Source organism: Ruegeria sp. L12, from assembly GCF_056531745.1.
Map to the genome: position 1 here is coordinate 71,225 of NZ_JBQFMH010000006.1, position 20,204 is coordinate 91,428.

Annotated in this window: 20 protein-coding genes; 13 read left to right on the top strand and 7 right to left on the bottom strand. The window is 57.9% G+C overall.

Going from position 1 to position 20,204, the window contains the following annotated elements; genetic code table 11:
* Positions 1-26 precede the first annotated feature (26 nt).
* A complete protein-coding gene (locus ACR0K9_RS11350; protein WP_480823249.1) occupies positions 27-860 on the bottom strand; it encodes a GntR family transcriptional regulator in 834 nt (277 codons plus the stop codon).
* Positions 861-968: 108 nt separating this feature from the next.
* Between ACR0K9_RS11350 and ACR0K9_RS11355 the strand changes: the two genes are divergently transcribed.
* From ACR0K9_RS11355 to ACR0K9_RS11380, 6 genes are all read left to right on the top strand, one after another.
* Entirely contained in the window at positions 969-2,156 is a 1,188-nt protein-coding gene (locus tag ACR0K9_RS11355) for an ABC transporter substrate-binding protein (RefSeq protein ID WP_480823251.1), read from the top strand.
* A gap of 95 nt (positions 2,157-2,251) precedes the next feature.
* Positions 2,252-3,121: a branched-chain amino acid ABC transporter permease gene (locus ACR0K9_RS11360; protein ID WP_480530723.1), complete on the top strand. Its 870-nt coding sequence runs from the start codon at positions 2,252-2,254 to the stop codon at positions 3,119-3,121.
* Between the two features lie 40 nt (positions 3,122-3,161).
* Positions 3,162-4,112, top strand: coding sequence for a branched-chain amino acid ABC transporter permease (locus tag ACR0K9_RS11365; RefSeq protein ID WP_480823533.1), 951 nt, complete (start codon positions 3,162-3,164; stop codon positions 4,110-4,112).
* Positions 4,109-4,891, top strand: coding sequence for an ABC transporter ATP-binding protein (locus ACR0K9_RS11370; protein ID WP_480823253.1), 783 nt, complete (start codon positions 4,109-4,111; stop codon positions 4,889-4,891). Before ACR0K9_RS11365 ends, ACR0K9_RS11370 begins: the two co-directional genes overlap by 4 nt.
* A 3-nt stretch (positions 4,892-4,894) precedes the next feature.
* Complete coding sequence (locus ACR0K9_RS11375; protein WP_480823255.1) at positions 4,895-5,617, top strand: ABC transporter ATP-binding protein; 723 nt, start codon at positions 4,895-4,897, stop codon at positions 5,615-5,617.
* A 7-nt stretch (positions 5,618-5,624) separates the two neighbouring features.
* A complete protein-coding gene (locus ACR0K9_RS11380; RefSeq protein ID WP_480823257.1) occupies positions 5,625-6,302 on the top strand; it encodes an aspartate/glutamate racemase family protein in 678 nt (225 codons plus the stop codon).
* A gap of 319 nt (positions 6,303-6,621) precedes the next feature.
* Here ACR0K9_RS11380 and ACR0K9_RS11385 read toward each other — a convergent pair whose 3' ends face one another.
* The 6 genes from ACR0K9_RS11385 to ACR0K9_RS11410 are packed head-to-tail and all read right to left on the bottom strand — an operon-like array spanning position 6,622 to position 12,280.
* Positions 6,622-8,124: an aldehyde dehydrogenase (NADP(+)) gene (locus ACR0K9_RS11385; protein WP_480823259.1), complete on the bottom strand. Its 1,503-nt coding sequence runs from the start codon at positions 8,122-8,124 to the stop codon at positions 6,622-6,624.
* Between the two features lie 13 nt (positions 8,125-8,137).
* Positions 8,138-9,247 (bottom strand): fumarylacetoacetate hydrolase family protein, encoded by a 1,110-nt coding sequence (locus ACR0K9_RS11390; RefSeq protein ID WP_480823261.1) that lies wholly within the window; start codon positions 9,245-9,247, stop codon positions 8,138-8,140.
* Between the two features lies 1 nt (position 9,248).
* A complete protein-coding gene (locus tag ACR0K9_RS11395) occupies positions 9,249-10,079 on the bottom strand; it encodes an amidohydrolase family protein (protein ID WP_480823263.1) in 831 nt (276 codons plus the stop codon).
* Positions 10,076-10,504 carry an RbsD/FucU family protein gene (locus tag ACR0K9_RS11400; protein WP_480823265.1) on the bottom strand — a complete coding sequence of 143 codons (429 nt, stop codon included), beginning with the start codon at positions 10,502-10,504 and terminating at the stop codon, positions 10,076-10,078. The genes ACR0K9_RS11395 and ACR0K9_RS11400 overlap by 4 nt, the downstream gene beginning before the upstream one ends.
* On the bottom strand, positions 10,494-11,546 hold the full coding sequence (locus tag ACR0K9_RS11405; protein ID WP_480823267.1) for an aldo/keto reductase: 1,053 nt from the start codon (positions 11,544-11,546) through the stop codon (positions 10,494-10,496). Before ACR0K9_RS11405 ends, ACR0K9_RS11400 begins: the two co-directional genes overlap by 11 nt.
* On the bottom strand, positions 11,543-12,280 hold the full coding sequence (locus ACR0K9_RS11410) for a GntR family transcriptional regulator (protein ID WP_480823269.1): 738 nt from the start codon (positions 12,278-12,280) through the stop codon (positions 11,543-11,545). The genes ACR0K9_RS11405 and ACR0K9_RS11410 overlap by 4 nt, the downstream gene beginning before the upstream one ends.
* An 83-nt stretch (positions 12,281-12,363) precedes the next feature.
* Here ACR0K9_RS11410 and ACR0K9_RS11415 point away from each other — a divergent pair, with 83 nt between their 5' ends.
* From ACR0K9_RS11415 to ACR0K9_RS11445, 7 genes are all read left to right on the top strand, one after another.
* Positions 12,364-13,917, top strand: coding sequence for a UxaA family hydrolase (locus ACR0K9_RS11415; RefSeq protein WP_480823535.1), 1,554 nt, complete (start codon positions 12,364-12,366; stop codon positions 13,915-13,917).
* Positions 13,918-14,147: 230 nt separating this feature from the next.
* Positions 14,148-15,410 (top strand): ABC transporter substrate-binding protein, encoded by a 1,263-nt coding sequence (locus ACR0K9_RS11420; protein ID WP_480823271.1) that lies wholly within the window; start codon positions 14,148-14,150, stop codon positions 15,408-15,410.
* Positions 15,410-16,360: a carbohydrate ABC transporter permease gene (locus ACR0K9_RS11425; protein WP_480823273.1), complete on the top strand. Its 951-nt coding sequence runs from the start codon at positions 15,410-15,412 to the stop codon at positions 16,358-16,360. Before ACR0K9_RS11420 ends, ACR0K9_RS11425 begins: the two co-directional genes overlap by 1 nt.
* Positions 16,357-17,178, top strand: a complete 822-nt coding sequence (locus ACR0K9_RS11430; RefSeq protein WP_480530747.1) for a carbohydrate ABC transporter permease — start codon at positions 16,357-16,359, stop codon at positions 17,176-17,178. The genes ACR0K9_RS11425 and ACR0K9_RS11430 overlap by 4 nt, the downstream gene beginning before the upstream one ends.
* 22 nt (positions 17,179-17,200) lie before the next feature.
* Positions 17,201-18,226 (top strand): LacI family DNA-binding transcriptional regulator, encoded by a 1,026-nt coding sequence (locus ACR0K9_RS11435; protein WP_480823275.1) that lies wholly within the window; start codon positions 17,201-17,203, stop codon positions 18,224-18,226.
* Complete coding sequence (locus ACR0K9_RS11440; protein ID WP_480823277.1) at positions 18,223-19,113, top strand: endonuclease/exonuclease/phosphatase family protein; 891 nt, start codon at positions 18,223-18,225, stop codon at positions 19,111-19,113. The genes ACR0K9_RS11435 and ACR0K9_RS11440 overlap by 4 nt, the downstream gene beginning before the upstream one ends.
* A complete protein-coding gene (locus tag ACR0K9_RS11445) occupies positions 19,106-20,203 on the top strand; it encodes an ABC transporter ATP-binding protein (RefSeq protein ID WP_480823279.1) in 1,098 nt (365 codons plus the stop codon). The genes ACR0K9_RS11440 and ACR0K9_RS11445 overlap by 8 nt, the downstream gene beginning before the upstream one ends.
* Position 20,204: the final 1 nt, after the last annotated feature.

Below are 20,204 nucleotides of genomic sequence, written 5' to 3' on the forward strand. Positions count from 1 at the left end.
CGGGGCGTTTACGCGTTCAAAGCCAACTACATGCGCCCAGTAAGAATCCTGGCCAGATCAGGTTCGACCTTCTGGGTTTGCTCAAGATCGAGACAGTTTTTGACATGGAGAAGGTGGTGCTGGATGCTGTTCTCCGCGGATTGGGGGTCACCGCTTACAATAGCCTCAATGATCGACGCGTGCTCATCATCGGGGCAGGACGAGTCTTTGTTGGTTCCGAATAGGGCTACAATCAAAGACGACCGGGTCACCAATTCCCGAACGACGCGGGTAAGCACAGAATTCTTGTGGCATTTGGCCAACTCGACATGAAACTCGCCAGAAAGTTTGATGATTTCAGTCTGGTCATTCCTTGCCCGAGCCTCGTCTTCTTTTTTGATATGATCCCGCAACGCATTGACGCCCGCGCTGCTGATCTCTCGGGTCAGCTCGCGCACGATGCTGGTTTCGATCATCAGGCGGGCTTCAAAAACCTCGCGGGCCTCGTTGGGACTTGGGCAGGCGACAAAGGCACCGCGATTTGAGCGCAGTTCCACGATTCCCTGACTGCTCAACAGCAACAAGGCCCGGCGAACGCGCATCCGGCCTACGCCAAAGGTCTCACATAAGGTTTGTTCGCTCAGCTTGGTTCTGGGTGCCAGCTTCTGTTCCATGACGGCGGAATAGATCCGATCCACAATCATTTGTTCGTCTGGATCAGTGTGCAAAGTGTCGAGCTTCTGGTCGGTTGCGTTCGTCATCTCGTTCCGCATCGGTGGAAATGGGTTGAAGATTGTTAATAGCCGCAGGGTCTTCTTCTGACAATATATTGCCCGCATGTTAACAATATCAATAGTAACGCAAACGATAAATGTTGACAAAGATTGTTAACAATGCAGAACTGATTGGCATCACCGGGATTCGACCTGTGACTTTTTGATTGTTCAAACGCCCGCAAGAGGCGTCGAAACCTCAATAGGGAGGAAAGAATGAAACGCAGAAATCTGATGAAGACATCGGCTGCTCTGGCTTTGGTTATGTCCGTGATGGGATCGGCCGCCTGGGCGGAAAACCCGGTTCTCAAGATCGGCTTTGTTGGTGTAACTTCGGGCCCGGCGGCGGCCTGGGGGATATCCAACCAACGCTCAATGGAAGCGCGCGCCGATTGGATCAACGAAGCCGGTGGCTATCAGATCGGCGACACGACCTATGACATCGAAATCGTGTCGTTTGACGATCAGAAAGACCCCAAACGTGCAATCGCCGGTATGGAAAAGATGGCGCAGGAAGGCATCCATTATGTGGTCGGGCCCAACGTGGATGATGGTGCCGCCGCGGTACGCCCCGTAGCCGAAGCACAGGGGATCATGTATTTCCCGTATGCTTTCCCGAAAGAGCTTTATACAGCTCCGGCTTCGAACGCTGTTTTGGGCATGGTCGCCAACTATCAGTCCGGGCCCGCGATCTATAAGCATCTGCGGGATGAAAAGGGCGTAAAGACCGTGGCGTTTGTTGCCGCAAACGAATCCGACCCGCTGAGCCAACGGGACGGTGGCGTTGAGGCCGCCAAATCTTTGGGGCTTGAGGTCGTGTCGGACAACGTAACCTATCAGGTGGACACTACGGACTTCACCCCGGTTCTGACGCCTGTCATGCGCACGCAACCTGATCTGCTGGTTCTGTCCGGGGTCTCTCCGGCCAACGCGCCTCAGTTGATCCGATCCGCGCGCGAGCTTGGCTTTCAGGGCATCATCTCGACCGAAACCGCGCAGGATGCGACGGTTCTGCGCGAAGGGGCAGGGGACCTGGCCAATGGCTTCATTTCCGTTGGCGGTGCTTCGACACCCGAGATCGCATCGGATGACATGAAAGAGTTCGTCAAGCGCTATACTGACATGTTCGGTGAATACAACGACGAGTCGAACACCAAAGTTTATGCGCTGGAATACATTCTGGCGACATTGAACGCCAACCCAGCGGGCCTTGACGACGTGAACGCGTTCCAAACCACAATGGATACGTTCGAAGCGCCGAACCCCTTCATGAAGGGGGACGCCAAGATGCGCTATGTCGGCACAACATCGTTCGGACAAAAGCGTCAGATCGCAGTCCCGCTGGTGGTGAATGTCTATCAGGATGGGGCGTTTGAAACGCTCTTTGTGGCAGAAGTCGACTGAAGCGACCCCTCCTGGCAAGGTATAAACCTAACGAGCAATCCACTCTCCCGGGCTGATGATCAGCCCGGGAAACCCGAACCTTATGCGGGACTCTCATGGAACAGATACTAGCAAATGGCATCTATCTGGGGGCGCAATATGCGATGATCGCCCTGGGTCTGACGCTGATCTTTGCCCTGATGAACGTACTGAATTTTGCACATGGGCAAATGTATGTTCTCGGCGGTTTTGTCACCTACACCTTCTACGGACAACTCGGCTGGCCATTCGTCATTGCGCTGCTGGCGTCCTGTATCACCCTGGCCGTGCTTGGCGCGTTGATCGAGCGGTTTCTGTTCGCGCCGGTCATCCGACGATCATCCCGCGAAGAAAGCACAATGCTGCTGGCGGCGGGGCTGGCCTTTCTGTTTGACGCGGTCATCCTGCTGGTCTTTGGCGAAAAACAGCGCGGAGTTCCCAAGATCGTCAACGGCGTCTTCAACTGGGATTTCAAGCTGATCATGCCCTATGACCGAATTCTGATCTGCGTTCTGGCCATTCTGTCTATCGTCAGCTTCATCCTGTTCATGCAGTACTCCAAAACCGGTCGCGCCCTGCGCGCGCTGGCACAGGACAGAACGGCCGCGCAACTGATGGGCGTGAATGTTGAGCGGTACTCCATGATCGGGTTTGCGCTGGGGGCAATGCTGGCCGGTCTGGTTGGCGGATTGCTGGTGACGATTACCGGCGTGAACCTTGGCATGGGTGGCCCCACTTCGATCAAAGCCTTCATGATGGTTATGATCGGTGGCGCGGGTGTGATTTCCGGTGCGATTGCAGGCGGGATCATTCTGGGCTTCATGGAAGCCATCGGTCTGGCAGTGCTCTCGCAATATGGCGATATCACCTATCTGCTGATCTTCGTTTCACTGATGATTTTCCTGGCCATCCGCCCACAGGGCCTGATGGGTAAACCGTGGGGTTAGCACAGTGCCGAAGCTTACATTGATCCAATGGGCCGGTTTGATGGTCTTCCTGCTGGCCATCTTCATCGCGGTCCCCGGCTTTATCGCAGCGTCCGGGAGATCTGACCTGTACTATACGCTGACGTCGGTGGCGCTGCTGTCCATCGCCAGTGCGGGCGTCTGGCTGACCTTCTATATCGGGCGCATCAATATCGGCCAGGGTGCATTCGCCCTGATCGGAGCCTATGTTTCAGCCATTCTGGTGACGAAGGCAGGTATCTCGTTCTGGCTGTCTCTGCCGCTGGCTGGCCTGTTTGCGGCAGGAGTCGCCGTGCTGATCGGCCTGCCGATCCTGCGGCTGCGTGGCGTTTACTTTGCGATGATCTCACTGGTGCTGACGCAGGTCGTCACCCTGACTGCACTTGCTTTGCCCATCACCAATGGTGCCAAGGGGATCACCTCGATCCCGCTGCCAGGAGGGGTATCGATCCTGGGCATCCCATTGATCCCGGATTTCGCCACGCTCGAGAACCCAAGACTGGCCTTCTACTTTACGGCCTGTGTGCTGATGGTGCTGACCTTCGCCGCCATGTATCGGCTGGTGAATTCCCGTCTTGGTCATCTGTGCCGGTCGATGCAGCAGAATGAAGAACTGGCCAGCTCAATCGGCGTGAATATCTCATACATCCGGATCGTCATATTTGCGATCTCATCCTTTCTGGGTGGTATCGGCGGCGCGATGTTCGGGTCGATCGCGCAATCGGTCTATCCCTCCAGTTTTCAAGTCGCCGACAGCGTGAATTTCATGCTGAACTGCTTCCTGGGTGGGCTGGGTTATGTGTTCGGCCCGATGCTGGGCACGCTGGTTCTGTACTTTGGCTGGGACCTGCTGTTTGAACTCGGCCGCTTCCAACTGCTCGCCTATTCCAGCTTGCTGATCATCCTGATGCTGTTCCTGCCCAACGGGCTGCTCAGCCTGCGGTTGCCGGGCAAGAAAGGAGCGGACAAATGAGCCATCTTCTGGAAGTCCGCCACGTCACCAAGAAATTCGGCGGCCTGACGGCCAATAGCGATATCTCGTTCAACGTAAATGAGAACGAGATCCTTTCGGTGATTGGACCAAACGGGGCGGGCAAGAGCACGTTGTTCAAGATGATCTCGTCCTTCCTGCCAACCACAACAGGAGAGGTTCTGTTCAAGGGAGAGAGGATTTCAAACCTGAAACCGCATGTGGTGGCCCGCAAGGGTGTGGTCCGCACGTTTCAGGAGACGACGATCTTCAAATCCATGACCGTGCGCGAAAGCATTATTGTTGCCCAGCATCTGCGTGCCCGCGCTTCGCTGGCCGGATATTTCTGGGGCACCAGAATGGCCCATGAAGACGTTGAGAGCTTTGGGCAATATGCCGACGATCTGATCGACTTCCTCGGCATGACCGAGATCGCCAACGAACAGGCGTCGAACCTTCCGCAGGGCAACCTGCGCGCGCTGGGCATTGCCATTGGTTTGGCCACTGACCCCAAGGTGTTGTTGCTGGACGAACCCTTTGCCGGGATGAACCACGATGAGACCATGAAAATGGTCAACCTCGTACGCAAGGTACGCGATGATCGGGGCGTTACCGTGCTGCTGGTGGAACATGACATGCCCGCGGTGATGAACATCTCGGACCGGATTGTCGTGCTGAATTTTGGTGAGATGATCGCCGAAGGTACCCCTGCAGAAATCCAGAACAACGAAAAGGTCATCGAAGCCTATCTGGGCAGCGCTGATGACGAGATCGGGATCTGAGCCATGACAAAGATGTTGGATTTCAAGGATGTCGAACTCTACTACGACCATGTCTATGCCCTGAAGGGAGTGTCGATTGATCTTGAGCAAGGCGAAACCGTCGCCCTGATCGGTGCCAACGGTGCAGGTAAAAGTTCGATCCTGCGGGCAATTACGGGGCTGGCGAAAATCAAATCTGGTTCAGTCGCGTTTGAGGGCGAGGATATTGCCGGAGCAAACCCGGCCGAGATCGTTTCCAAGGGCATCGCCATGGTGCCGGAAGGGCGGCGCGTCTTTCCTTATATGTCGGTAAAAGACAATCTGTTGATGGGGGCGTTTACCCGTTCGGACAAAGCAGATGTTCAGCGCACCCTGGACTCGGTGCTGGAACGGTTTCCACGTCTGAAAGAGCGCTATGGCCAGTCGGCCGGAACCCTGTCGGGCGGTGAGCAGCAGATGATGGTGATCGGGCGAGCGCTGATGGCAAAGCCGCGCCTGCTGCTGTTGGATGAACCTTCGCTGGGGATCGCGCCCAAGCTGGTGCAGGACATTGCCCGCTCGATCGTGGCGATCAATCGCGATGAGGGTGTTTCGGTGCTGTTGGTCGAACAGAATTCACGCATGGCGCTCTCGATCTCGCACCGGGCTTATGCGTTGACCACTGGAAACGTGGTGATCTCGGGCAATTCAAAAGAGCTTTTGACCGACCCGCGGATCAAGGCCGCCTATTTGGGCGGGGAAGTGTGAGGATGTGATGAAACTGCTTGTCGTAAATCCCAACACCACCGGTTCCATGACCCGAAAGATTGCGGCCGCCGCCCGCGCTGTCGCAAGCCCCGATACCGAGATCATTGCGACCAGTTCACAAGACGGCCCCCCAAGTATTCAGGGTTATCTGGACGTTTCAACATGCGTTCCCGGTCTGCTGGACGTCGTCAGGCAGTATCCGGATGTCGATGGCATTGTAGTGGCCTGTTTCGATGACACCGGTGTTGACGCGGTGCGCTGTATCACCTCGGCCCCCGTCATCGGTGTGGGAGAGGCCGCATATCATGCGGCGTCTATGATCAGTCCCAAATTCAGCGTCATCACCACGTTGTCACGCTCATTGGCCGGATTGGAAGCCAACCTGCTGCGTTATGGGTTGGATCGCCGCTGTGTTCGGGTACGTGCCTCAGACGTACCGGTGCTAAAACTGGAAGAGAACGATCCCAATACAATCGACATTATCCGGGGTGAAATTCGCGCGGCCATTGATGAGGACAGAGCCGAGGCCATCGTTTTGGGTTGTGCAGGTATGACCGACCTGATGTCTCAACTGTCCAAGGAATTCGGCCTGCCTGTAGTGGATGGGGTGGCCTGCGCCGTCACGTTTGCCGAGGCCCTGGTGAAAGCAAAGCTGACGACATCCAAGCTCTGCTCCTATGCGTAGTAGGTATATCCGAATTTAGCAGTCCATTCGTTTGTCTGAACGTAAGGACGATCCGAAGGGTGCAATATCGAGATGCAGGAAATTCGCCGCGCTCGTCGCAAAACACCGAATGTATTCGCGGGGGCTGATTGTCGTGAGAGGCAACTCGTGCATCTGTCAGCACTGCGATAGCTTCGGATGCCGCTGCTGCGTGATTTGAGGGACGCCGAGTTGCATCAAGTCTTACAAGACCGCATGGACCGATGTCTTTGGCATCCCTCTCTCTAATCAGTTATTTCAACCGTGGCGCGGCCGATACAATGAAGACCGCCGCGCGGCCTTACAATACCTCCGGCAGCAGGTCTGTCGGGATGTCCTGGTAACAAACAGGCCGCAGGAAGCGCCGGATCGAAAGTGTGCCTACGGAGGTCGCGCCGAAGTTGGTCGATGCGGGATAGGGGCCGCCATGTACCATGCTGTCGCAGACCTCGACCCCGGTGGGGAAACTGTTGGCCAGAAGACGCCCCGCCTTACGTTCAAGCAACGGCAGCAAGGCCCGGGCGTCCAAGGTGTCGCTATCATCCAGATGCAGGGTGCAGGTCAACTGACCTTCGATGGCGCGGGCGACTTGCTGCATCTGTCCGATATCTCTTGCTCGGACAACGATGCCAAGCGGGCCGAAAACTTCTTCCTGCAAGTTGTGATCAGCCAGCCAATCGTCCCCCGAAACGGTGAACAGGTAAGGGGCGGCATCGCGTGTATCGCAGCTGGTACCCAGGATCTGAGACACTCCCGTACCAGCGGCGACGCGGGCGACGCCGTCGCGATAGGCATCTGCAATCCCAGGGGTCAGCATGGTTTGGTTGCCTACTGCGGATAGCCCTGCTTCGGCTGCCTCTTGGAACACATCTGCGTCCGGCCCGTCGATGATCACCGCGATGCCGGGGTTGGTGCAGAACTGACCAACGCCCATGGTCAGCGAGCCCGACCAGCCGGTGCCGATCGCGGCGCCGCGCGCCGCAGCAGCGTGCGGCAGAATGAACATCGGGTTGACCGAGCCAAGCTCACCGAAGAACGGGATGGGTTCGTCGCGCTGGGCGCACAGGTCGAACAACGCGCGCCCGCCAGCCAGACTGCCGGTAAAGCCCACCGCACGGATCAGAGGATGTTGCACCAGACGTGTACCCACATCGCGCTTGCCGCCTTGCACCAGTGAGAACACACCGGGATGCGTGCCTGTTGCCTTGATGGCCGCGTCGATGGCCTGGGCCACGATCTCTCCGGTGCCGGGATGCGCCGAGTGGCCCTTGACGACCACCGGACAACCGGCGGCCAGTGCTGCGGCGGTGTCACCCCCTGCGACCGAGAAGGCCAACGGAAAGTTCGATGCTCCGAACACCGCGACCGGACCCAGAGGGCGCTGGATCATGCGCAGGTCGGGGCGGGGCAGGGGCGCGCGGTCCGGCATGGCAGGGTCGTGGCGGTGATCCAGATAATCCCCGGCCTTGATATGGTCGGCGAACAGGCGCAACTGGCCAACGGTGCGTCCACGTTCGCCCTGCAGGCGCGCCTCGGGCAGGCCGGTTTCCTGCGTTCCTATTTCCGTAATCGCGTCGCCACGCGCATCAATCTCATCCGCTATTTTACGCAGGAGCGCGGCGCGGTTGGCGCGTGTCGACCAGCCGAATGTGGCGAATGCCTCTTCCGCGGCTTCAACGGCTGCATCCACCAGCGCCGATGTCCCTACGAAAAAGTCGTGACTTGGGCCATGTGCGGGTTCGGAGGCGAAACTATGGTCCGAGCCAACCCATTCGCCAGCGATCAAGTGTTTTCCGGTCAACATGTTCAGTTCTCTTTCAAATCAGGTCGCGTTGGGCGAGGTTTCGCATCAAGTGAGACGCTCCGAAAGTCCATTCCGGACAATCGGTTGACAGGCGCACCGTGTTGGTAAGTGCCCCAAGCTGGTCATTGGCGATGGTGACGATATCACCCAGTTTATGTGTGAAACCACCGCCGGGCGTATCACGATCTTGCGTAGGCGCAAACAACGTTCCAAGAAACAGCATCAATCCGTCGGGATATTGGTGATGGCGACCAATGGTTTGACCTACAAGATCGGCGGGATCGCGGCTGATCCGGGACATGGAGGAGTTGCCGTTCAGGACAAATCCATCCGGCCCCGTTACCGTCAGCGTCAACTCTGCCCGGCGCACATCATCCAATGTGAATTTTTCGTCGAACAGTCGGATCATCGGCCCGATCGCGCATGAGGCGTTGTTGTCCTTGGCCTTGCTCAGCAACAGGGCCGAACGCCCTTCGACATCACGCAGGTTGACGTCATTGCCCAGGGTCGCGCCTTTGATTTCACCATTGGAGGTCACGGCCAGCACGATTTCGGGTTCAGGATTGTTCCAGGTCGAGATTGGATGGAGGCCGATTTCTGCGCCAAAACCTACTGAGGACAGAACCTGCGCCTTTGAAAACACTTCGGCGTCGGGACCGATGCCGACCTCAAGATACTGGCTCCAGAGGCCTTCGCCGATCAGAGCTTCTTTGACCTGCGCTGCGGCGTCCGATCCCGGTACGATGTTTGACAGGCTGTCGCCGATCCGGTCGCCGATGCGTGACCGGATCGCGTCAGCCTTGGCGGGGTCGCCTGCTGCCTGTTCCTCGATCACGCGTTCCACCATGGACCCGGCGAACGTTACGCCACAAGCCTTGACGGCTTGCAGATCGCAGGGGGCAAGCCATCGATGGTCTGCGTCCAGCGGGCCAACATCCTCGCCTTGGGCTGAACGGACGTAATCCGCCGCATCGTCGCGTTCCAGAACATCCCGAACGGTTGGCGCCGTTTTTGAGGTAATGTCGACGACACGTCCGTTGCGTAGCGTGACAATGCAGGGGCCGATTCCGGCGCGTTCAATACGCCCGAGCCACAGCCCGTTTGGGTCCAATGCAGGTGTCATGTCATTCCCCGAGGTTGTAAGCGCGGGCGGCATTGCCACCCATAATCGCCTGACGTTCCGCGCTGTTCAGCTGTCCAAGCAGTTTGTCGGTGGTTTCAAGCCAGCGCTCGTAGGTGCTGGCCAATGTGCAAACCGGCCAGTCGCTGCCCCAGATCAGGCGCGATGGGCCGAACGTGTTCAGCAAGTGATCGACATAGGGCCGCAGGTCTTCGATCGTCCAATCTGCGTTCGCCTCGGTGACCAAACCAGAGAGCTTGCACCATGCCTTTGTTTCGCTGGCCAGTGCGGCCATATCTCTGGACCATTCTGTTATGAGCGCATCCCGTATCATCGGCTTCGAGCCATGGTCTATGACAACTCGCATATCGGGGTGACGCTCAAGCAGGCGCCTGAGCGGACCAAGATGCTGGGGCAGGGTCAGGGCGTCGAAGATCAAAGCGCGCTTTTGCAGTTCTGCAAAGGCTGGCGTCAGGGCATCGCCCAGCATCCAATTCGGATCGGCAATGTCCTGTATCATTGGACGCAGCCCCACCAAAACCGGATGCGCGGCCAGTGCGGCGATCTGTGCGGGCGCATCCGAAGCTTCGAAATCGACCCAGCCAACAACACCTTTGACGAACGCGGACTGATCGGCCAGAGACAGCATGTATTCCGTCTCGGCCACGGTCGGGGCGGCCTGCACCAGAACCGTGCCATCAATCCCGGCGGCCGCGAGCAGGGGGGCCAGATCATCCGGGGTGAAGTCCTGGTAAATCGCGCCCAGATCGGACGTCAACCAGCCATAATCGCCGCGTGCCAGCTTCCAGAAATGCTGATGGGCGTCGATCCTCATCCGATGACGCCTTTTTTCAGAATGATGTTGCCATACAGTCTGCGCTCACCGGTCTGGACGATGGCAAAGGCGTTTGCAGCCCGATCATAGAACGCGAACCGTTCCAGCCCCTGTATTTGGGCCGGATTGTCGGCTGTTGTGTTGATAATGTTCTGAAAGTCCGCAACCGCGTCGGGGATGGCGTCCGGATCGCCAACCACCTGCATGGTCAAGGCCGGGTCGGGCACGAAAGTGTCCAACGGCATGATGGACAGAATGGCCCTCAATATTGCGCTGGCCGAAGATCCGTCGGCCCGGATACATTCCGGCCCGCTGCTGGAGCCGGGGAAATTTGCATCCGCAATCACGATCTCGTCGCCGTGTCCCATGGCGCGCAGCGCATAAAGCAGATCGGGTGACAGGATCGGGTCGATGTTACGAAGCATTGGCAGCCTCGCTTGGCAGCGGCGCGTCTGGTCGGATCAGGCCTTCGGTTCGCAGATCTGCCCACAATCCCGACGGAATGTCGCGGTCCAGCAACGCAACATTGGCCCGCACCTCAGCGGCACTGACCGCGCCCGGAATTACCGTCTTGACGCAAGGATGGCCCAGAACAAACTGCAATGCGGCAGCGATGAGAGGTGTGTCATGCGCCGCGCAGACAGCCTCGATTTTGCGCACGCGGTTCAAAATCTCATCAGGGGCATCGGCGTAGTTGTATTTGGCACCGGACACCGCTCCGGTGGCCAGAATGCCCGAGTTATAAGGCCCGCCCAGAATGATCCCCACATCGCGTTTTTCACAAAGGGGCAGAAAGCTGTCCAATGCCTCTTGTTCCAGCAATGTGTAACGACCTGCCAGCAGAAACCCGTCGAAATCGCCCAGACCCAATAGTTTCTCGCAGACCTGCCATTCGTTCACGCCCGCACCAATAGCGGCAATTTCTCCAGCGTCGCGCAATTCAACCAGCGCTTTGTAGCCCCCTTCGTCGAACAATTCGCGCACCTTGGCGTCAGACATTTCCTGACTGCCCTGTGAGAACACGCAGACGTCATGCACCAGCAGAATGTCGGCATTTGCCACGCCGATCCGCTGGCGACTGGCCTCGTAGGACCGCATTACCCCGTCATAGGTGTAATCGAATACGATGCGCTTTTGCGGGACGTTGACGAAAGCCTCGGGCGTGACCTCATGCGGCTCGCAATCCAGCAACAGGCGCCCGATTTTGGTCGAAAGCTGAATATTATCGCGGCCAAACCGGGTGATGGCTTCGCCAAAGCGGTACTCGGAACGTCCCAGCCCGTATTGAGGCGCTGTGTCAAAGAACCGAATGCCCGCGTCATACGCCGCCCGTAGTGCGGCTTGCGCGTCTTCATCCGTGACATTGCGATACAGGTTTCCAAGCGGCGCGCCGCCAAAGCCCATGCGGGTCAGAGGAACAGGTCGATCCGTTCGATTGTTGAGCAGTTCTGTTTGGGAAACGGTCATTCTGCCTCGCTTGTCGTACTGGTTGTGAGGTTGAATAGGTGGGGCTGCTGGTTTTGCAGCACCTCGATGCGTGGCATCAACTGGCCCAGGTGATGACGCATGGCATCTTGTGCGGTCTGCTCGTCGCGGTCGCAGATCGCGTCGAATATCGCCCGGTGTTCTGCCAGCGTTTCAGAAATGCGGCCGGGGGTGGGCAGCAGCAACATCCGGGCGCGACTGACTTGCAGTGATACCGTTTGGGCCACACCGGCAAGGCGGCGATACCCGGTGAACTCCATCAACAAATTGTGGAATTCTTCGTCCGCCTGATAAAACCCGGGAATGTCTTCATCCTCGATCAACAACTCTTGCAGGCGCATGTTGCGGCTTAATCGCTTGCGCTGATCCTCGGTCAGATCGCGGGCGACCTTGGCGACCGTGGCAAGTTCCAGCGCCCCCCGCAGAAATGTTCCTTCGCGGATTTCCTCCATCGAAAGATAGGAAACGCGGGTTCCTGATTGTGGCACCACATCCACCAGCCCCTCTGCTGCCAGACGCGCAATTGCATCGGCCACAGGTGCGCGCGACACGTTCAGGCGTTCGCAAATAGGGGCTTTGCGCAGATTGGCCCCTGGTGGAAAATCCAGTGCCAGAATGGCCTGTTTTATCGCGTTGTGAACGCGTTGAGTAAGCGAGCCCTCGGTCGTGGTGATTTCGGGCATAAGCGCGGCATCGATGTCGTGATGTCTGGTCATGGTGCGTTGGTATCATTCTAACATGTTAGTTGACAAGTGCAGATATCAGGCGTAGCAGTTACGGCCAGAAGATTGGGGATATGATGCAAGCTGACAGCGGAACAAGCCAGTGCACCAAAGCGCCGCATGATGTCGTCAGGCTGAATCCTGACGACAACGTCGTAATCGCCCTGCGCGATTTGCAGGCCGGAAAGCAGCCTTCGCTTGTACCGGTTCCCCTGACGGCGTCGATTTCGCGAGGGCACAAGATTGCTGCATCGTTCATTAAAACCGGCGAAAACGTCATCCGTTATGGTCAGATCATCGGTCAGGCCAAATCAGACATCTCCCCGGGTGAACATGTCCATGTGCACAATTTGGGTATGGGCGCCCATCAACAGGACTATGCCCATGCCAGCGCAAACGCACCCCTGCCCGAACTGAAGGAGCAGCGCAGCTTTCTGGGCTTTCACAGGTCTGACGGCAAAGTGGGTACGCGGAACTACATCGGCATTCTGACAACTGTGAATTGTTCGGGTTCGGTTGCACGGTTCATTGCCGAGGCGGCGGAAAAATCCGGCTTGCTGGATGCTTTCCCAAATGTAGACGGGGTCGTGCCCATCGTACATGGGACCGGGTGCGGAATGTCGGGCAAGGATGAGGGGTACGACACGCTGTTCCGCACCCTGGCCGGATATGCGCAACATGCAAATTTTGGCGGCATCCTGTTGATCGGACTGGGCTGCGAGGTGATGCAGGTGGCTGATCTGGTGGGCGGGCGACCGATCCGTGCGGACGGTGCGTTGCGGTACATGACGATCCAGACCGAAGGTGGCACCCGTCGCACCATCGAGCGTGGGCTCGAAGAGTTACGCGGGATTGCCGAACAGGCCAATCAGGCCGGTCGCGCGCCGGCGCCTGTCAGTGCTCTGACCGTCGGGATGCAATGTGGTGGTTCGGACGGCTATTCCGGGATCACTGCCAATCCGGCGCTGGGATATGCTTCGGACCTTTTGGTGCGGCAGGGCGGCACCACAATCCTGTCTGAAACATCTGAGATCTATGGGGCCGAGCATCTGCTGACCCGGCGGGCGGAAACCGTGGATATCGGCGAGAAGCTGATCGAGCGCATCCATTGGTGGGAGGAGTATGCCGCCCGTAATGGCGGTGAGATGGACAACAACCCAAGCCCCGGCAACAAGCGCGGCGGACTAACGACCATTCTGGAAAAGTCGCTGGGCGCAGTTGCAAAAGGCGGTACAGCACCTTTGCGGGGCGTCTACAGATTTGCTGAACAGATCGACAAAACCGGCTTTGTTTTTATGGACAGCCCGGGATTTGACCCCTGTTCGGTCACCGGGCAGGTGGCCTCGGGCGCAAATCTGATCGTATTCACGACTGGGCGCGGTTCGGTGTCGGGCTTTCAGCCGACGCCCTGCGTCAAGGTCGCCACAAACTCGGAAATGTATGCCCGCTTGGCCGACGACATGGATCTGAACTGCGGTGATATCATTACTGAAGGTGTCAGCATCGAGGTCAAGGGAGAGGAGCTGTTGGACATGCTGATCCGCGTCGCATCGGGCGGAAAGACAAAAAGCGAAGAACTGGGGTTCGGAGGCGTGGAATTTGTGCCCTGGCAAATCGGCGCGGTGATGTAATTCACGCCCCAAGCGTCGCGACAAAACGGTATGCACGTGTGCTGCTGCAAGTGTCAAACTGGCCGGTTAGCCCAATTGGCCGGAGTAACTGGTTGCGCTGGCCAAAATTGGCGTAACAGGTTGTAATATAAATAAAAAAATCCAAGTCAGACAGAAAATTATTGACAGATTCATATTTGTGTTGCACGACTCGATTAGAGAAATGAAACGTTTCATTTTTGGAGGGAACCATGACCTTGAAACTCAAGACCTCAGTACTCGCGATGAGTGCGACGCTTATCGCAACCAGTGCTTTCGCAGCTGATCGCGAGGTCATCTTGCTGAACTGGCTGGGTGGCACGGAAGCCGAGATGTTCAATGCTCTGGAAGCGGGCTTTGATGCCGCAAACATTGATATCGACCTGCGCCAGATCAACCCCGGGGCGGGGGGTGATGATGCCCGCGCCGGTATTCGCACTGCACTGCTGTCGGGTGAGAAATTCGATGTTCTGATCAACACATGGCCATCGCTGGAAAAAGAGATGGTGGACAACGATCTGGTGGTGTCTCTGAATGATGCGTGGGATCAGTATAACTGGTCGGACTCGCTGAGCGACAGCTGGCGCAATCTGTCCACCTATGACGGCGAGACCTATGGAACCTACATCATCGCGGGCAACCGCGCGGGGATGTGGTACCGGGTCGACAATTTGAAAGGTCTGGGACTGGATGCGCCGCAGAATTGGGATGAGTTCCTGGCCTCGTTTGAAACTTTCCGCGCAGCTGACAAGATGCCGGTCTACATGGGTGCGCGCAGCTGGGCCCAGACTGAGTGGTTCGAGAATGCACTGCTCAAGACCGCGGGCACAGATTTTGCCCGCAAACTTGCCAATCATGAGGTGTCGTGGGAGTCGGAAGAGGTAAAGCAGACCCTGCGCAATTTGCGCGCCATGCTCGAGGCCAATTGCTGTGCTGATGCCGACACCATGTTGTCGACCCACTGGTCGGATGGCGCAGATGCGGCACTGAAGGATGGTGATGCCGGATATGTTCTGATTGGCACCTGGCTGAACGCTCGCGCTTCGAACGAATACGGGCTGGAGCCGGGGGTGGACTATAGTTTTGTCAACTTCCCGACCATCGATCCGGCCCATTCGGATGCGCTGAGTGTGGATGGCAAAAATCTTGTCGTCATGAAGAACGGCGACAACCAGGATGACGCAATGCTGTTTCTGGATTATGTCCTGTCGGCGGAAGGCTCGCGCATCATCGCCGAATACAATCAGGCGACCCCCAGCAAGAATGCTGACCCCTCCAACTATGATCCGATCGTCGCCAAGTACGCCGAAGCGCTGCAAAGCTCGGACGTCTTCTTTGTCCTTGACGACCTATTGCCGACAGAATTGTCGGGTGAATTCCGCATCGGGTTGCAGGAATTCCTGCGCGATCCTTCGGATGCCAGCATCGACGCGATCACAGCGCGTTGGGAAGCCAAAGCGGCGGACGTCTACTGATGTCGATGTCGCAGGGGTCCAGTGTTTCCTCCCGGACCTTGTCCGGATCCCGCGTGGGGTCCGGACCGTCCTGGCGTATCCGGTTCAACCGGATTGACTGGGTTGCCTTCGTGCTGTTGGCTCCTGCGCTGGCTTTTTTTGTGGTTGGCGTTCTTTATCCGCTGATTGAAACCTTCCGGATCAGTTTTCTGGACTGGACCGGGCTGAGCAAGCCAACCCCCATTGGAATTCAAAACTATATCGATCTGTTTTCCGATCCGAATTTCCACAACGCGCTGAAGGTCACCTTCACCTGGACCCTTGCCTGTACCAGCATTTCTGTGGCGCTTGGGTTTACCATGGCGCTGCTATGTGGGCTTGCGCCCAAGCAAACCGCGCCGTTCCGGCTGGTGATCTTTGCGGCTTATGGGATTTCCGAGGCAGCGACAGGACTGATCTGGCTGGGTATCCTGCAACCTGATTACGGGCTGTTCAACGGAATTTTGCGCGGCATCGGGCTGGATCATCTGGCCACGCCATGGCTGGGTAATCCCGACACAGCACTATGGGGTGTCACCGCTGCCTATGTCTGGTCGCAGGCCGGGTTGCCGCTGCTGACCTGTTTTGCCGCCGTTCAGGCCATCCCCCGCAGTCAGATCGAAGCGGCTTATGTCGACGGGGCCACCAACTTTCAGATCCTGCGTTATATTCTGGCACCGCTGGCTCTGCCGGGACTGAAGATCGCCGTGTTCATCAATCTGCTGAATTCGCTCAAGGCCTTTGACATGATCCATATCCTGACAACCGGTGGGCCGGTGCGGGCCACGGAAACCGTCGGGTATTTTATGTACAAAGAGGCCGTGGTGTTCTTCAAGCAAGGTTACGGCGCGGCCAGTACCATTGTTCTGCTTGTCGCGGTGGTTATCTGCGCCATCCCCCTGATCCTGGACCGGAGCGCCGAGAGCCGATGATACAGAAACCTCCTCGCTGGGCCGTCCTGTCGATGGCCTGCGCCGCACTAGTCTGGCTGGCACCTCTGGCGGGCATCATCCTGATGTCTATCCGCCCCGAGGGTGAGATCACTTCGGGATGGTGGGTGATCACGCCATTCACGTTTACGCTCGAAGCCTGGGTCACGGTCTGGGAAAACTATCCGTTAGGGGCTGCGCTTTACAATTCGTTCTGTGTTGCCGCGCTGGCCACGATCTTCCCGGTGCTCTTTGCGCCCGCTGCGGCCTATGCGTTCCAATATCTGCATTTTCCGTTCCGGACCGCGTTGCTGTTGATCCTGGTCAATGCCTTCGTGGTTCCGAACCAGATCGTCATCATTCCGCTGTTCCAGCTGTGGCGGGAACTGGGGTTGATCGACACCTATTGGGCAGTGGTGATCCCCTTTACCGGGCTGTCCTTTGCCTGGGCGGTGTTTCTGGTCAAAAGCTTTCTGGCCAACTTTCCCCGCTCGCTGATCGACGCGGCGCAGGTCGACGGGTGCGGCCATCTGCGGACGTATTTCTACATCGTGCTGCCGAACTCTCTGACCTCGATGGCCGCGGTGGCGATCCTGCAATTCATGTGGGTGTGGAACTCGCTGCTGCTGCCCTTGCTGTTCCTGCGCGAAAAACAGACGCTGCCGATGCTGCTGTCGACCATCGCCGGGACCTATGAGCCAAATCTGGATCAGCGGGCGGTGGCCACCATCATCACCTCGATTGTGCCTTTGGTCGTATTCCTTCTGTTCCAGAAGTATTTCTCGGCCGATGGCAAGAACAAGAGCGGGGCTAAGGGCTGAGCCATGAAGAACGAGGCCGGATATGAGCAGTGACAAGCGACCGACCGTGATCGACGTGGCCCGCGCGGCGGATGTTGCGGTGGGAACAGTGTCGCGCTACCTCAACGGGCAGAATCTGCGCGAAAAGACCCGGGTGCGGCTTGAGGCAGCCATTGACGAGCTTGGTTTTCGCGCCGACCCGGTGGCGCGGGCGATGAAATCGTCGCGGACACTGACGCTTGGCTTTGTCACCCCCGCTTTTGACGGTTTCAACGGGGTGATCATGACCGAGATGGTCCGGGCGTTTCGCGATATCGGCTATTCGATGCTGTTTTTTAGCCATGCTTATGAAGACAAGGCGATGCAGGATGCCATTCAATCCGCCGCGGATCGGCGCATTGACGGGCTGGTCTTTTCCGGTAACAGCGCGGCCAAGGATGAACTGGAACAGCTATCGGCCTCGGGTATCCCGGTGGTCCTTTATAACAACGATGTGCCCGGATTGGTTGCGGACCGGGTGCTGGTCAATGACCGCGCGGCCACCGCCGATGCGGTGACCCGCATGATCGAGCTTGGCCACCGCCGGATCGGCATCGCCCTAGGAGATCTGGATACGCAGACCGCCCGCAACCGACATCTGGGCTATCGAGATGCGCTGACGGCTGCCGGCCTGCCGCTGGATCCGGCGCTGGAACACCCTGGCAACTGGGCGCGCGCGGTCGGGGCAGAGGCAACCCGCGCGTTTCTGACGCTCGACGATCCTGCCACTGCGGTTTTCTATTCCAGCGACCGGATCGGGCGTGGCGCGCTCGAGTTCATCTCGACCCATCAGTTGCGACCGGGGATCGATCTGTCGATGGTCTGTTTCGATGATCATGAGGTTTTTCGTCTCTATCCCCCCGGCATTGCCACTATCGAACAGCCTATCGGCGAGATTGCCATTCATGTGGCCAAATGCATGGCGGCACGTCTGGATGGCTCGGAAACCGGACCGCCCCGGGAAATCCTGCTGGATTGTACCCTGCACGAACGGCCGTCCCTTCAAAAAATACAAGGCAGACTCAAGTGAAAATCGTCACCTATAACATCCAATACGGCGTTGGCCGGGACAAGAAACTGGACCTCAAGCGCATTGCAGATGAACTGCAGGGCGCCGATATTATCGGCCTGCAAGAGGTTGACCGGTTCTGGAAGCGCGGCGGCGATGTGGATCAGGCGGAAACGCTGGCCGAGTATCTGGGCGACTATTATTGGGTTTATGCCTCGGGCATGAATGTCGATGCCAGCTATCGCAATGACGAAGGTCGCCTGATCAATCGCAGGCGGCAGCATGGCGACATGATCCTGTCGCGCTATCCGATCCTGTCGACCCGGTCGTGGCCCCTGCCGACCCGTGGCTCGTTCACGCGGCATTGCATGCATTCGATCCTGCTTGAGGCGGTGATCGACGCTCCCGGCGGGCCACTGCGGGTTTACAACGTACATCTGTTCTACTGGTCCCCGGACTATGCACTGGATCAGGCCCGGTTCGTGCGGCAGCGCATTCTCGAGGCTCCGTTGCAGGGTGGCTCGTGGAATGGCGATCCGGCATGGATGGACGATCACTGGACCAATGGCGAGACCCCTCCGCCGATGCCCCAACCGGCCATCCTGCTGGGCGACATGAACAATGCGCCGGGCAGCGCAGTTTATGATGAATTCACCGGCCCCATCGGCATGGAAGGCGGCCGGGTCATGACGCTTGACCGATTTGTCGACAGCTGGACCTGGCTGGGCTACGCCGAAGGCTCGGGTCAGACAAGCCACTTCAGCGACCACCATATCGACCATATCTTTGTCACCCCCGACCTGCGGCACCGGCTGAAGGCGACCCATATCGACGAAGCGGCCGCCGGGTCCGATCACAAACCCGTCTGGCTGGAGCTGGACGAGAACATGGATGGTCAAGATGGCTGAAGTTGTTCTGACAGAAGTTCGCAAGTCCTACGGCAAGCTTGATGTCGTTCATGACATGAACCTGGAAATTCCCGACAAGGAATTCGTGGTTTTTGTCGGTCCTTCGGGCTGCGGCAAATCCACTACGCTGCGGATGATTGCGGGGCTTGAAACGATCAGTGCGGGCACCGTTCAGATCGGTGACAGGGTGGTGAATGAAATCCCGCCGCGCGGGCGTAACATCGCGATGGTGTTTCAGGATTATGCCCTGTATCCGCATATGACGGTCGAGGGTAATCTGGGCTTTGGTCTGAAGGTTCAGGGGATGCCCCGGGCGGAAATCAATCGTCGGGTATCCGAGGCCGCCGAAACGCTGGGCCTGACCGAGCTTTTGCGCCGCAAGCCCGGGCAATTGTCAGGCGGTCAGCGTCAGCGCGTCGCCATGGGCCGTGCCATCGTGCGCGAACCCGAGGTCTATCTGTTTGACGAGCCGCTTTCAAATCTGGACGCCAAGCTGCGCACCCAGATGCGGGCCGAGGTCAAACGCCTGCACCAGCGGGTCGGAAATACAATCATTTATGTAACGCATGATCAGGTCGAGGCGATGACGCTGGCCGACCGCATCGTGATCATGCGCGATGGCGTCATCGAACAGGTTGGGACCCCTCGCGACGTGTTCGAGCGCCCCGCCAATACCTTTGTGGCCACGTTCATCGGCTCTCCGCCAATGAACCTGATCGATGTTGAACTTGACCGCAGCGGGCCTGCGCCGCAGCTACGGTTTGCCGATGGTCAGACGCTGCCGTTGCCTGCACAATTCGTCAATATGCCGGGTTTGCCGGACCGTCTGTCGCTGGGGGTGCGTCCCGAAGATATCACGCCGGTTGGCCATGGTCTGGAACATGATGGTGAAACCCGGCAACTGACATTTAGTGTCGATCTTGCCGAAGATCTGGGCTCTGAGGCGATCCTGTCTGTCCGCGTCGGGTCGCAACTGATCCAGTCGACCATGTACCACCCCCTTCCGATTGCGCCGGGCCAAACCCTGAGTTTTGACGTCGCGCTGAACAAGCTGCACCTGTTTGACCCGCACAGCGGCGACCGCTTCTGAG